This window comes from Kineococcus radiotolerans SRS30216 = ATCC BAA-149 (genome assembly GCF_000017305.1).
GTDB lineage: Bacteria > Actinomycetota > Actinomycetes > Actinomycetales > Kineococcaceae > Kineococcus > Kineococcus radiotolerans.
In genome coordinates, this window is sequence record NC_009664.2 from 3713086 (window position 1) to 3726175 (window position 13090).

13 protein-coding genes are annotated in these 13090 nt (G+C 74.4%); 10 read left to right on the forward strand and 3 right to left on the reverse strand.

What is annotated here, in order from left to right:
* Positions 1–42: 42 nt before the first annotated feature.
* The 7 genes from exaC (at position 43) to KRAD_RS17665 (ending at position 7476) form a co-directional block, all read left to right on the forward strand.
* The gene (exaC, locus tag KRAD_RS17635; RefSeq protein ID WP_012087006.1) at positions 43–1566 is read left to right on the forward strand and encodes an acetaldehyde dehydrogenase ExaC; all 1524 of its coding nucleotides are present in this window, start codon (positions 43–45) and stop codon (positions 1564–1566) included.
* Between the two features lie 2 nt (positions 1567–1568).
* Positions 1569–1928 (forward strand): DUF779 domain-containing protein, encoded by a 360-nt coding sequence (locus tag KRAD_RS17640; protein ID WP_012087007.1) that lies wholly within the window; start codon positions 1569–1571, stop codon positions 1926–1928.
* A gap of 29 nt (positions 1929–1957) precedes the next feature.
* On the forward strand, positions 1958–2992 hold the full coding sequence (locus tag KRAD_RS17645; protein ID WP_012087008.1) for a Gfo/Idh/MocA family protein: 1035 nt from the start codon (positions 1958–1960) through the stop codon (positions 2990–2992).
* Between the two features lie 169 nt (positions 2993–3161).
* Positions 3162–4472 (forward strand): MFS transporter, encoded by a 1311-nt coding sequence (locus KRAD_RS17650; protein WP_012087009.1) that lies wholly within the window; start codon positions 3162–3164, stop codon positions 4470–4472.
* 73 nt (positions 4473–4545) lie between these two features.
* Positions 4546–5646 (forward strand): quinone-dependent dihydroorotate dehydrogenase, encoded by a 1101-nt coding sequence (locus tag KRAD_RS17655; protein WP_012087010.1) that lies wholly within the window; start codon positions 4546–4548, stop codon positions 5644–5646.
* Between the two features lie 195 nt (positions 5647–5841).
* The gene (locus KRAD_RS17660; RefSeq protein WP_012087011.1) at positions 5842–7257 is read left to right on the forward strand and encodes an MFS transporter; all 1416 of its coding nucleotides are present in this window, start codon (positions 5842–5844) and stop codon (positions 7255–7257) included.
* A 9-nt stretch (positions 7258–7266) separates the two neighbouring features.
* On the forward strand, positions 7267–7476 hold the full coding sequence (locus tag KRAD_RS17665; RefSeq protein WP_012087012.1) for a hypothetical protein: 210 nt from the start codon (positions 7267–7269) through the stop codon (positions 7474–7476).
* A 142-nt stretch (positions 7477–7618) separates the two neighbouring features.
* On the opposite strand, the gene KRAD_RS17670 is transcribed toward KRAD_RS17665, so the two are convergent.
* The 3 genes from KRAD_RS17670 to KRAD_RS17680 are packed head-to-tail and all read right to left on the reverse strand — an operon-like array spanning position 7619 to position 10242.
* Complete coding sequence (locus KRAD_RS17670; RefSeq protein WP_012087013.1) at positions 7619–8629, reverse strand: aldo/keto reductase family protein; 1011 nt, start codon at positions 8627–8629, stop codon at positions 7619–7621.
* Between the two features lie 25 nt (positions 8630–8654).
* A complete protein-coding gene (locus KRAD_RS17675; RefSeq protein WP_012087014.1) occupies positions 8655–9551 on the reverse strand; it encodes a COX15/CtaA family protein in 897 nt (298 codons plus the stop codon).
* A gap of 13 nt (positions 9552–9564) precedes the next feature.
* On the reverse strand, positions 9565–10242 hold the full coding sequence (locus KRAD_RS17680) for a DUF3043 domain-containing protein (RefSeq protein ID WP_012087015.1): 678 nt from the start codon (positions 10240–10242) through the stop codon (positions 9565–9567).
* An 85-nt stretch (positions 10243–10327) separates the two neighbouring features.
* Here KRAD_RS17680 and KRAD_RS17685 point away from each other — a divergent pair, with 85 nt between their 5' ends.
* The 3 genes from KRAD_RS17685 (at position 10328) to aat (ending at position 13035) form a co-directional block, all read left to right on the forward strand.
* The gene (locus tag KRAD_RS17685) at positions 10328–11728 is read left to right on the forward strand and encodes a dipeptidase (RefSeq protein WP_203417597.1); all 1401 of its coding nucleotides are present in this window, start codon (positions 10328–10330) and stop codon (positions 11726–11728) included.
* Between the two features lie 103 nt (positions 11729–11831).
* Positions 11832–12200, forward strand: a complete 369-nt coding sequence (locus tag KRAD_RS17690; RefSeq protein ID WP_012087017.1) for a HesB/IscA family protein — start codon at positions 11832–11834, stop codon at positions 12198–12200.
* 169 nt (positions 12201–12369) lie between these two features.
* On the forward strand, positions 12370–13035 hold the full coding sequence (gene aat, locus KRAD_RS17695) for a leucyl/phenylalanyl-tRNA--protein transferase (protein ID WP_012087018.1): 666 nt from the start codon (positions 12370–12372) through the stop codon (positions 13033–13035).
* Positions 13036–13090: the final 55 nt, after the last annotated feature.

The following is a 13090-nucleotide window of genomic DNA, read 5'->3' on the forward strand; positions in this document are numbered from 1 at the left end:
CAGGCGACGGAGCCGTCGCCGTTCCTCACCGTGGAGGTCCCCATGACGGTCTACGAGGCGCCCGGGCGCGCCGGCAGCGTCGTGCAGTACGCCGACCGCTACGACCACTGGATCGGCGGCGAGCGCGTCGCCCCCGCCGAGGGCGGGTACTTCGAGAACCCCAGCCCCGTCACCGGCCAGCCGTTCACCGAGGTCGCCCGCGGTACCGCCGCCGACGTCGAGCGCGCCCTGGACGCCGCCCACGCCGCCGCGCCGGCCTGGGGCCGCACCTCCGTCGCCGAGCGGGCCCTGGTGCTGAACCGCATCGCCGACCGGATCGAGCAGAACCTGGAGGAGCTCGCCGTCGCGGAGACCTGGGACAACGGCAAGCCCGTGCGGGAGTGCCTCGCCGCGGACCTGCCCCTCGTCGTGGACCACCTGCGCTACTTCGCCGGGGTCGTGCGGGCGCAGGAGGGCGGGATCTCCCAGATCGACGACGACACCGTCGCCTACCACTTCCACGAACCGCTGGGGGTCGTCGGGCAGATCATCCCGTGGAACTTCCCGCTGCTCATGGCGATCTGGAAGCTGGCCCCGGCGCTCGCGGCCGGCAACGCCGTCGTGCTCAAGCCCGCCGAGCAGACCCCGGCCTCGATCATGCTGCTGATGGACCTCGTCGGGGACCTGCTCCCGCCCGGCGTCGTCAACGTCGTCAACGGGTTCGGCGCGGAGGCGGGCAAACCGCTGGCCAGCAACCCCCGCATCCGCAAGATCGCCTTCACGGGCGAGACGACGACGGGCCGGCTGATCATGCAGTACGCCAGCCAGAACCTCATCCCCGTGACCCTGGAACTGGGCGGCAAGAGCCCGAACGTCTTCTTCGACGACGTCGCCAGCGCCCGGGACGACTTCTACGACAAGGCCCTCGAGGGGTTCACGATGTTCGCCCTCAACCAGGGGGAGGTGTGCACCTGCCCGTCCCGCGCGCTCATCCAGAGCGGCATCTACGAGTCGTTCCTCGCCGACGCGCTGGACCGCACCCGGGCCGTGAAGCAGGGCAACCCGCTGGACACCGAGACGATGATCGGGGCGCAGGCCAGCAACGACCAGCTCGAGAAGATCCTCTCCTACATCGACATCGGGAAGCAGGAGGGCGCGAAGCTGCTGACCGGGGGCGAGCGCGCCGACCTCGGGGGGGAGCTGTCCGGCGGCTACTACGTGACGCCGACGGTGTTCGAGGGCGACAACTCGATGCGCATCTTCCAGGAGGAGATCTTCGGGCCCGTCGTCTCCGTGACCCGCTTCGACGGCCCGGACGACGCGCTGAAGATCGCCAACGACACCCTCTACGGCCTGGGGGCGGGCGTGTGGTCGCGCGACATCCACCTCGCGTACCGGATGGGGCGCGGGATCCAGGCCGGGCGGGTGTGGACGAACAACTACCACGCCTACCCCGCGCACGCGGCGTTCGGCGGGTACAAGAGCTCCGGCATCGGCCGGGAGAACCACGCCATGATGCTCGACCACTACCAGCAGACGAAGAACCTCCTCGTCAGCTACTCCACCAGCAAGCTCGGGTTCTTCTGAGCATGGCGGTCGGACTGACCCCGGAGGCGGCGGCGCAGCTGCGCCGCCTCCGGGCCCGGCACGGGGACCTGATGTTCCACCAGTCCGGGGGCTGCTGCGACGGCAGTTCCCCGATGTGCTTCGCCGCGGGGGAGTTCATCGTCTCCGACGCCGACGCGTTCCTCGGGGACCTGCACGTCCCCGCCGCGGAGGGGTCCGAGGCGTTCACCGTCGGGGTCTGGATGTCCCGGGAGCAGCACCTGCGCTGGGCGCACACCGAGCTGACGATCGACCTGGTGCCCGGGCGCGGGGCGGGGTTCTCCCTCGAGGCGCCCGACGGGGTGCGCTTCCTCGTCCGCTCGCGGGTGTGCCGCACGCCCTGACCCCGGCGCGCGCTCGCTACGGTGGGCCGGTGAGCGACGCCGCGGACGTGACCTTCGCCCTGGTCGGCTACGGCGGGGGCGGGCGCTACTTCCACGCCCCCGTCATCGCGGGGGCGCCCGGGGCCCGGCTGGGGGTCGTGGTCACCACGAACGCCGAGCGCGCGGCGCAGGCCCGGGCCGAGCACGGGGTGGAGGTCGTGGCCTCGCTGGCCGAGGCGCGCGCCGCCGGGGTGGACGCCGTCGCGATCTCCACGCCCGCCGCGACCCACACCGAGCTGACGCACCAGGCGATCGACCTCGGGCTGCCCGTGGTGTGCGACAAGCCGTTCGCGCTCGACGGCGCGACCGCGGCCGCGACCGTGCGGCGCGCGGAGGCCGCGGGGGTGCTGCTCTCGCCGTACCAGAACCGCCGCTGGGACTCCGACCTGCTGACGCTGCGACGGGTCCTGGCCGAGGGGGAGTTGGGCGAGGTCCTGCGCTTCGAGTCCTCCTTCGAGCGGTGGGCCGCGGGCGACCCGCCGGCCGCCGGGGGCGGGCTGCTGCGCGACTTCGGGGCGCACCTCGTCGACCAGGCGCTGCACCTGTTCGGCGAGGCGTCGACGGTGGCGGCCCAGGCGTGGGGCGCCGAGGGCGCCGAGGACGGGTTCCGGGTGCAGGTCGAGCACGTCGGCGGGGTCCGCACGGAGCTGTCCGGGGCGTGGAAGCAGGCCCTGCCCGGTCCGCGCTTCCGGGTGACGGGCACCCGGGGGACGTTCGTGCTGGAGTCGCCGATGGACGTCCAGGAGGAGCGGCTGCTCGCCGGCCGCACGCCTGCCGCGGAGGGCGCGGCCTGGGGGGTGGAGCCGCCGAGCCGCTGGGGCTGGCTGGCGCTGGGCGGGGGCCCGGTGCGGCGGGTGCCGAGCGAGGCCGGGCGGTGGCCGGAGTTCTACGCGCGCTTCGCCGCGGCGGTGCGCGGCGAGGGCCCGGTGCCCGTCGACCCGTGGGACGCGTGGCGCACGTGCGCCGTCGTCGACGCCGCGCACGCGTCGGTGCGCGAGCGCGAACTCGTCCGTCTCAAGGACTGAGACGACCGTCTCGCGAGCTGGATGACTGGCGGGCTGGGCGTAGGATCCACGTCGCACCCGGGGCGACGACGGCGACCCCGTGCACGACGCCGGGTGCCCACCGCCCGGCCAGGACGACCCCTGCGAACGGCTGCGACCCGCCCATCCCCGTCGTCCCGAAGGTTCCGCCATGGGTCCCGCCGACCTCAACACCGCCTCGACGCAGGCCGCCCCGCCGACCAACCCGACCCGCAAGGTCGCGGCCGCCAGCCTCATCGGCACCACGATCGAGTTCTACGACTTCTACGTCTACGCGACCGCGGCCGTGCTCGTCTTCGGGCCGCTGTTCTTCCCCTCCGGCAACGAGACCGCGCAGACGCTGGCCTCGCTGGCCACCTTCGCGATCGCCTTCGTCGCCCGCCCCATCGGCTCGGTTGTCTTCGGCCACTTCGGCGACCGCATCGGGCGCAAGACCACCCTCGTCGCCGCGCTGCTGGTCATGGGCATCTCCACCGTCCTCATCGGCGTCCTGCCCACCCACGCCACCGCGGGCAACCTCGCCCCGGTCCTGCTCTGCCTGCTGCGCTTCGGGCAGGGCTTCGGCCTCGGCGGGGAGTGGGGCGGCGCCGCGCTGCTCGCCACCGAGAACGCCCCGGCCAACCGCCGCGCCCTCTACGGCATGTTCCCGCAGCTGGGCGCCCCCTTCGGCTTCGTCCTCGCCAACGGCCTCTTCATCGTGCTCGCCACGACCATGAGCGACGAGACCTTCACCAGCTGGGGCTGGCGCATCCCGTTCCTGCTGAGCGCCGTCCTCGTCCTGCTCGGGCTCTGGATCCGGCTCAGCCTCGCCGAGACGCCCGTCTTCGCCAAGGCGCTGGCCGAGAACAAGCAGGTGCGGGTGCCGGTCGCGGAGACCTTCCGCAGCAGCTGGCGGATCGTCGTCCTCGGCGCCTTCTCGGTGATGCTCACGTACACGCTCTTCTACCTGACCACGACCTGGTCGCTGAGCTACGGCACGAAGGCGCTGGCCTACGAGCGCCAGGACTTCCTGCTCATGCTGTGCGTCGCCGTGCTCTTCATGGCCGCCGCCACCCCGCTCTCGGGCTGGCTGTCCGACCGGTTCGGACGCCGCCCGGTGCTGGCCACCGCCATGGTCGGCGGCGCCGTCGTCGGCCTGCTCACCGGCCCGCTGCTCGGCTCCGGCGAGACGCCCCTGGTCATGCTCTGGCTGTGCGCCGGGCTGTTCTTCATGGGTCTGGTCTTCGGGCCGATCGGCGCCTACCTGCCCGAGCTGTTCCCCACGAACGTCCGCTACACCGGGGCTTCGCTGGCCTTCAACTCCGGCAGCATCCTCGGGGCCTCGCTGGCGCCGTACACCGCGGTGAAGCTGGCCACGGCCTACGGGGTCAGCTGGGTCGGGTTCTACCTCGCCGCCACGGCCGTCGTCAGCCTCATCGCCCTCTCGATGCTGCGCGAGACCCGGACCGCGTCGCTCACCTGACCGACCGTCTATCGTGGAGCACCACGGCCGCCGGGACCCGGCGGCCGCGGTGCTGAGCGGGGGGGCGCAGGACGTGGTGGCTGGATCGGGACGCACCTACCGGACGGTGTACCGGCACCTGCTGACCCGCGTCGACCCCGAGGTCGCGCACCGCTGGGCCTTCGCCGGGATGCGCGCGGCCAGCCGCGTCCCCGTCGCCCCGCACGTCCTGCGCCGCGCCTTCGTCGAACCCGACCCCAGGCTGCGCACCCGCGTCCTCGGCATCGACTTCCCGACCCCGCTGGGGCTCGCCGCGGGCTTCGACAAGAACGCCACCGGGATCTCCGCCCTGGGCAACTTCGGCTTCTCCTGCGTCGAGATCGGCACCGTCACCGCCCGGCCCCAGCCGGGCAACCCCAAGCCCCGGCTGCACCGCCTCGTCGCCGACCGCGCCGTGGTCAACCGCATGGGGTTCAACAACGCTGGCGCCGAGGTCGTCGCCCGGCGGCTGCGGCAGCTGCGGGCCGTGCCGCCGGTCCACCCCGTCGTCATCGGGGTCAACATCGGCAAGAGCAAGGTCGTCGCCGAGGCCGACGCGGCGCAGGACTACGCGACCTCGGCGCGGCTGCTGGCCCCCTACGCCGACTACCTCGTCGTCAACGTCTCCTCCCCGAACACCCCCGGCCTGCGCGACCTGCAGGCCGTGGAGAAGCTGCGCCCGGTGCTGCGCGCCGTCCGCGAGGCCGCCGACGGCGCCGCCCACCGCCACGTCCCGCTGCTGGTGAAGATCGCCCCCGACCTCTCCGACGAGGACGTCGACGCCGTCGCCGACCTCGCCGTGGAGGAGGAGCTCGACGGCATCGTCGCCACCAACACCACGATCTCCCGCGAGGGCCTGCGCTCACCCGCGGCGCTCGTCGCCGCCGCCGGCGGGGGCGGGCTGTCGGGGGCGCCGCTGAAGGAGCGCTCGCTGGAGGTCCTGCACCGGCTCGCCGCCCGCACCCGCGGCTCCCTCGTCCTCGTCAGCGTCGGCGGGATCGAGACCGCCCAGGACATCGCCGAACGCCTCGACGCCGGCGCCTCCCTGGTCCAGGCGTACACCGCGTTCATCTACGAGGGCCCCGGCTGGGCCCGCCGGGTGCTCGGCGAGCTCGCCGCTAGCCGCAGCCGGCGCGAGACCGACCGCCCGTCCTGAGTCGCGCCCGCCCCGTTCCGGGGTGAAGGTCGTCAACGGTCCGCACCGCCCCGGACCCACGACGACCGAGGAGATCCGTGACCGACGTGGCCCAGCGCTCACCCGGTTCGTCCGGCCCCCAGGACCCGGGGACACCGGGGCGCCCCCGACCCGAACCGCTGGAGGGCCCTCTCGGTCTGCCTCGCGGTCGGCTTCATGACCCTGCTCGACGTGTCCATCGTCAACGTCGCCCTGCCCTCCATGGAGAGCTCGCTGGGGGCGGGGTCCAGCGAGGTCCAGTGGATCGTCGCCGGCTACGCCCTCGCCTTCGGCCTCGTCCTCGTCCCCGCCGGACGGGTCGGGGACCTGTACTCCCGGCGGCTGCTCTTCGTCGTCGGGCTCGCGGGCTTCGTCCTGACCAGCGCGGCGGCCGGTCTCGTGCAGTCCGCGACCGCGCTCGCCGTCGTCCGCCTCGCCCAGGGGGTCACCGCGGGACTGGTCAACCCCCAGGTCCTCGCCCTCATCCAGCAGCTGTTCACCGGGGCCGAGCGCGCGAAGGCGTTCGGCCTCTTCGGCACCACCATCGGGCTCTCCACGGCCATCGGCCCGCTGCTCGGCGGCGGGATCCTCGCCGTCTTCGGCGAGGCCCAGGGCTGGCGCGGGGTGTTCCTGGTCAACGTCCCCATCGGGCTCGTGCTGCTGCCCCTGGCCTGGCGGTGGCTGCCGAAGCAGGGCCGCGCCCGGACGGCGGGCCGGCTCCACCTCGACGTCGTGGGGCTGCTGCTGCTCGCCGCGGCGACGGTGTTCGCGATGCTGCCCTTCGTGCTCACCACCGGTGAGGACGACCCGCCCGCGCGCTGGTGGTTCCTGGCCCCCGGCCTGGCCCTGCTCGCGGCCTTCGCGGGCTGGGAGCGGCGCGAGGAGCGACGGGGCAACCAGCCCGTCGTGGCGGGTGAGCTCGTGCGCACCGGGTCCTTCAGCGTCGGCGCCCTGGTCGGGATCGCCTACTTCGCCGGGTTCACCGGCATCTTCCTCGTGGTGACCCTCTACCTGCAGACCGGGCTGGGGCTCTCGCCCCTGCAGGCGGGCCTCGTGCAGACCCCGTTCGCGATCATGTCCGCCGTCTTCGCCCAGGTGGGGGGCCGGGAGGTCTCCCGCCGCGGCCGGCCCGTCGTGGTCGTGGGGCTGGTCGTCGTCGCCGTGGGCCTCGGAGCCGCCGACGTCGTCTCCGCCGCCGTCCAGGGCACCGCCGGGGCCATCGCCCTCTCGGCCTGCCTCGCGGTGGCCGGGGCGGGCAGCGGCCTGGTCATCTCCCCGAACCAGACCCTCGCCCTGGCCGACGTGCCGCGCGCGGTGGCCGGGGTCGCCGGCGGCGTGCTGCAGACCGGGCAGCGCGTCGGGTCGGCGATGGGGGTGGCGGCGACGACCGCGATCTTCTTCTCCACCCTCGCCGCGCAGGGGTCCAGCGAGTCCGTCTTCGGCGAGGCGCTCTCCGACGGCCTGCGCGTCTCGCTGGGGCTGGTGCTGCTCGCCCTCGTCCTGGCCGTCGTCGACCTGCGCCGACGCGCCGGCCACCGCCCTGCCCGCGACGGCGCCCCCGACGGTGGGGCGGCGGGGCACCGCGTCGACTAGGTTCGCCGGGTGAGACCGACGCAGTGGACCTGGAAGTACGAGGACGCCGACGGGCGCGCCCTCGCCGGCGACAACGCCGTGTTCCCCACGCAGTCCGACGCCGAGACGTGGATCGGCGAGGCCTGGCGGGGGCTGCGCGAGCGCGGCGTGGAGAACGCCCACCTGTGGGCCGACGGCGCCCGGGTCTACGGCCCGCTGTCGCTGCGCCCCGCGGACTGAGGCGCACCGTCACCCCCTCGACGTCGGTCGCCGACGTCGAGGGGGCGGCGCCGCGGGCCTAGCTCGGGCGCTCGGTCGGCGCGCTGGCCGCGGTGCGGGCCGGGTCGCGCTCCACGACGTCCCCGAGGGCGGCGCCGCGGGCCTAGCTCGGGCGCTCGGTCGGCGCGCTGGCCGCGGTGCGGGCCGGGTCGCGCTCCACGACGTCCCCGAGGGCGGCGTCGACCCGCTGCATCAGCTCCGCGGGGATCCTCACCCCGGACGCCTTGACGTTCTCGTGCACCTGCTCGGGCCGCGAGGCGCCGATGATGGCGGCGGCCACGTTGTCGTTCTGCAGGACCCAGGCCACCGCGAGCTGCGCCATCGACAGCTGCAGCTCGCTCGCGACCGACTTCAGCTGCTGGACCCGCGACAGGACGTCGTCGCGCATCCAGCGGCTGATCATCTGCTTGCCGCCCTTCTCGTCCGTGGCGCGGCTGCCCTCCGGCGGCGCGCCGCCGGGGGTGTACTTGCCGGTCAGCACGCCCTGGGCGATGGGGGAGAAGACGACCTGCGAGATGCCGAGCTCGCGCGAGGCCGGGACGACCTCCGGCTCGATGACCCGGTAGAGGGCGGAGTACTGCGGTTGGTTCGAGATGAGCTGGAAGCCCAGGTCCTTCGCCAGCGCGTGGCCCTGGCGGAGCTGGTCGGCGGTCCACTCGCTGACGCCGATGTAGAGGGCCTTGCCCGCGCGGACCACGTCGGCGAAGGCCTGCATGGTCTCCTCGACCGGCGTCGAGACGTCCCAGCGGTGGGCCTGGTAGACGTCGACGTGGTCGGTGCCCAGCCGCTTCAGCGAACCGTCGATGGACTCCAGGACGTGCTTGCGGGACAGCCCCGAGTCGTTGTGGCCCTTGGGACCGGTCGGGAAGTAGACCTTGGTGAGGATCTCCAGGCTCTCCCGGCGCTGCCCCTTGAGCGCCGTGCCCAGGACCGTCTCCGCCGCGGTGTTCGCGTAGACGTCGGCGGTGTCGAACGTCGTGATGCCGACGTCGAGCGCGGCGTGCACGCACGCGACCGCGGCGTCGTTCTCCACCTGGGAGCCGTGGGTGAGCCAGTTGCCGTAGGTGATCTCAGAGATCTTCAGACCGCTGCGGCCGAGGTGTCGGAACTCCATGGCCGGAAACCTAGCCCGTCGCCGATCAGACGGCGAGCGCCTCCGGGGCGAGCCGGTCCACGCGCGTGGTGCGGGCCGCCAGCAGGACGCGGGTCGCGCCGGCCGCGGTCAGCGCCGCGCCGAGCAGGTGCAGGACCACGGCGAGCCCCGGGAGGCCGTCGAGGCTCTGGTAGACCCCCAGCGCGGCCTGCGCGACGAAGAGCGCGAGCAGGATCGTCGCGCGCCGCTGGACCAGGCCGTCGCCGGCGCGGCGGGCCACGACGACGACGACCGCCGCGAGGACCAGCGCGAGGACGGCCGCCGCGCCGTGCACGACGGTGACCACCGCCCAGTCGACGGGGATGCGGTGGATCTCCGCGCTGTCCCCGGGGTGCGGCCCGGAGCCCGTCACGACGGTGCCGACCACGACGACGACGCCGGTGACGACCACGAGCCAGCGGGCCAGCCGCCGGGTCGCGGCCGCCGGGGCCGGGACGACCGCGCGGTGGGCGATGTCGTAGCTGACGGTGGCCGAGACGAGCAGGGCGACCGCGGCGACGAAGTGCGCGGCCACCACGTACGGGTTGAGGCCGGTGAGCACCGTGATGCCGCCGACGACGGCGTTGAGCAGGACCCCGAGGAACTGGCCCCAGGCCGACCAGAGCAGCGTGCGGTGGCGCGGCCGCTGCCGCAGGCAGGCGACGATCACCGCGCCGACGGCGAGGACGATGACCATCGTCAGCAGCCGGTTGCCGAACTCGATGGCGCCGTGCACCCCCGTCGAGACCGTCGCGGAGGTGAAGGAGTCGTCGGTGCAGCGGGGCCAGGTGGGGCAGCCCAGGCCGGAACCGGTGACCCGGACGACGCCGCCGGTCACGATGATGAGGACGGTGACGGCCAGGGCGATCGTCGTCGTCCAGCGGACGGCGCGGGAGTGGGTCACGGCGGCGGTCCGGTCAGCGCGGCTGCTCGCCGCGGCCCACCATCGGGACCGGGCGGCGCATCCGGCGGATCTGCAGCGCCCGGGTCACCCCGTAGGAGGTCAGGCCGCGCTCGGGCTCGGGGAACCTCTCCTTGACCGCGCGGGACACCTTGCGGCCCAGCAGCACGCTGTCGACGACGACGACGGCGAGGACCATGTAGATGAGCAGCGTCGTGCCGAGCAGGAGCTCGGCGGAGCCCAGCGGCGTCGCGACCATCGACAGGATCAGCGAGGCGCCGGCGATGATGAGGAAGTACTCGCCCACGTTGCGCCGGGCGTCGACGACGTCGCGCACGAAGCGCTTCTGCGGGCCGCGGTCGCGCACGGGCAGGTAGCGCTCGTCACCGGTCAGCAGCGCGGACTGCACCTTGGCGCGCTCCTCGCGCTGGGCCTCGCGGCTCAGCCGCTGCGCGGCCTTGCGGTCGGCGGGCACGAGGGGACGGGCGTTGCGGGCCTGGGCCTCGCTGCGCTTGGGCGTGGGGCGGCCCTTGCCGCCCTCCTTGGTCAGCTCGACCTTTGCCGGCGCGACCTCGGCGGGCCCGGCGCCCGGCCGCTCGACCTTGGTCAGCCGGGTGGCCTTGGTCAGCCGCGTGGCCGACCGCGCCTCGACCCGGGTCGAGCCGGCTGACTTCTCCTTCGAGCGTCCGAACACGAGAGGAAGGGTACGTCACCGCGCCCTCCCCCCGGCCCTCCCCGCACCCCCTCCGGCGCCCGGCGGGGTGTGTACGGTCGCGGTCGTGACGGACCTCACGCTGCCGACCCCCGGACCCGACCGCACCGCCGCCCTGCGGGCCGCCTCCGCCGCCCAGGACGGCGCCACCCGGGCCGACCTGGAGGCCCTGGTGCGCATCCCCAGCGTCTCCGCGCGCGCCTTCGACCAGGAGCACGTGGCCACGAGCGCGCGGGCCGTCGCCGAGCTGCTGCGCGGGGCGGGCCTGCCCCGGGTGGACGTCGTGACCGCGCGCGAGGGCGACCTGGAGAGCAACCCCGCGGTCATCGGCCACCGCCCCGCCCCCGCGGGCGCGCCGACGGTCCTGCTCTACGCCCACCACGACGTCCAGCCGCCGGGGGAGGGGGCGGACTGGTCCAGCCCCGCCTTCGAGCCGACCGAGCGCGACGGGCGCCTCTACGGGCGCGGGGCCGCCGACGACAAGGCCGGCGTGATGGCGCACGTGCACGCCCTGCGGACCCTGCTGCCGCTGTGGGGCCCGGAGGACGGCGTGGGGGTGACCGTCTTCGTCGAGGGCGAGGAGGAGATCGGCTCCCCGACCTTCGGCGCCTTCCTCGCCGCGCACCGCGAGGCCCTCGCCGCCGACGTCATCGTGGTCGCCGACTCCGGCAACTGGCGGATCGGGGTGCCGGCGATCACCACCACCCTGCGCGGGCTGGTCGACTGCGACGTCACCGTCGAGGTCCTGTCGCACGCGGTGCACTCGGGGGTCAACGGCGGTCCCGTCCTGGACGCCCTCACCTGCCTGGCCCGGTTGATCGCGACCCTGCACGACGAGGACGGCGACGTGGCGGTCGACGGGCTGCACAGCTCCGCGGCCCCGCTCGTCGACCTCACCGAGGAGATGTACCGCTCCGACGCCGGGCTGCTGCCCGGGGTGCGCCTCGCGGGGACCGGGACGATCGCGGACCGGCTGTGGACGAAGCCGGCGATCTCCGTCATCGGCCTGGACGCCACCCCCGTCGACCGCGCGAGCAACACGCTGATCCCCTCGGCCCGGGCCAAGGTCAGCATGCGCACCGCTCCCGGCCAGGACCCGGCGGCGGCGATGACGGCGCTGCGCCGCCACCTCGTGGCCAACGCGCCCCTCGGGGCCCGCGTCACCGTCCACGACGGCGACGAGGGGCAGGCGTTCTCCGCCGACACCACCTCCCGCGCCCACGACGTGGCGCGCGCGGCCTTCGCCGAGGCCTACGGCGCCCCGACCGTCGAGATGGGCATGGGCGGCTCGATCCCCTTCGTGGCCGACCTCGCCGCGGTCTACCCGGACGCGGCCATCCTGGTGACGGGCGTGGAGGACCCCGACTCGCGCGCCCACGGGGCCGACGAGTCCCTGCACCTGGGCGACTTCGCCCACGCCTGCCTGGGCGAGGTCCTCCTCCTGGACGGGCTCGCGGCCGGTCGCTGACGCGACGTACCGTGGGAGCGGGAACATCCCCGCCCACCGCGCCGTTCCGGTTGGCGAGGACCGCGCCTGCAAGGCCCCGCGAGCGAACCTGGAGACGATGCTCATGACCACGACCAGCGACACGACCACCGAGCCGGCGGCCGCGACCCACGGGGTGCTGCTCACCGACGTGGCCGCGACGAAGGTCCGCACGCTGCTCGAGCAGGAGGGTCGCGACGACCTCCGCCTGCGGATCGCGGTGCAGCCCGGCGGCTGCTCCGGCCTCATCTACCAGCTCTACTTCGACGAGCGCACGCTCGACGGGGACGCGCTGCGCGACTTCGACGGCGTCGAGGTCGTTGTGGACAAGATGAGCACCCCCTACCTCGACGGGGCGACGATCGACTTCGCCGACACCATCGAGAAGCAGGGCTTCACCATCGACAACCCGAACGCCGGGAGCAGCTGCGCCTGCGGTGACTCCTTCAGCTGAACCGCAGCGCCCCGCGCCGCGCGAACCGGCCCCCGCACCTCCCGGTGCGGGGGCCGGTCCTGTGTGGGCGGCGCCGCTGCCCGGCCCCGGGCGGGGACGCCGCCGCCGCGACCCCGGGCCCGCCTCCTTCGCGTTCGCCGACCTCGTCGCGCCCGAGGACGACGACCTCGTGGCGGCCGGGGGCGACCTGGACCCGGCGACGCTGCTGGAGGCCTACCGGTGCGGCCTCTTCCCCATGGGGCTGGGCGGCGGGGGGCGCGGACCGGTCGGCTGGTGGTCCCCGGACCCTCGGGGCGTCCTGGTACCCGAGGACGTCCACGTCTCCCGGTCGCTGCGCCGGGCGGTGCGCCGCTTCGAGGTCCGGGTGGACACCGCCTTCGACGAGGTCGTCGCCGGCTGCGCCGACCCCGCCCGCCCCGGCGCCTGGATCACGGCGGAGGTGGCGCGGGCCTACGCCCGGCTGCACCGGCTGGGCTGGGCGCACTCGGTGGAGGTGTGGTGCGGGGGGGAGCTGGCCGGGGGCCTGTACGGGCTGAGCATCGGGGGCCTCTTCGCCGCGGAGTCCAAGTTCCACCGCGTCACCGGCGCCTCCAAGGCGGCGGTGGTGGCCCTGGCGCAGCTCGTGACCGCCGACGGGGTCCGGGGCCGGCTGGTGGACGTGCAGTGGCGCACCGAGCACCTGGCGACCCTCGGCGTGCGGGAGGTCCCCAGAGCCGCGTACCTGAGGTCGTTGCGGGCCGCCCTGGCCCTGCCGGGGCCCCCGGTCTTCGAGCCCGCGACGTCCCCGTCCGGCGTGGCGCGCCCCGAACGGCGCACCGACTACGACGGGGGGTAGTCTCTCCACCGAGAGGACGCTCCTGCCCAGTTCCAACGCACCGCGGGCACGGAAC

Bases quoted from the DNA above. Each gene is read 5' to 3' on its own strand.
- exaC (WP_012087006.1), top strand. From the start codon at position 43: ATGACGGTCTACGAGGCGCCCGGGCGCGCCGGCAGCGTCGTGCAGTAC.
- KRAD_RS17640 (WP_012087007.1), top strand. From the start codon at position 1,569: ATGGCGGTCGGACTGACCCCGGAGGCGGCGGCGCAGCTGCGCCGCCTC.
- KRAD_RS17650 (WP_012087009.1), top strand. From the start codon at position 3,162: ATGGGTCCCGCCGACCTCAACACCGCCTCGACGCAGGCCGCCCCGCCG.
- KRAD_RS17660 (WP_012087011.1), top strand. From the start codon at position 5,842: ATGACCCTGCTCGACGTGTCCATCGTCAACGTCGCCCTGCCCTCCATG.
- KRAD_RS17670 (WP_012087013.1), bottom strand. From the start codon at position 8,629: ATGGAGTTCCGACACCTCGGCCGCAGCGGTCTGAAGATCTCTGAGATC.
- KRAD_RS17690 (WP_012087017.1), top strand. From the start codon at position 11,832: ATGACCACGACCAGCGACACGACCACCGAGCCGGCGGCCGCGACCCAC.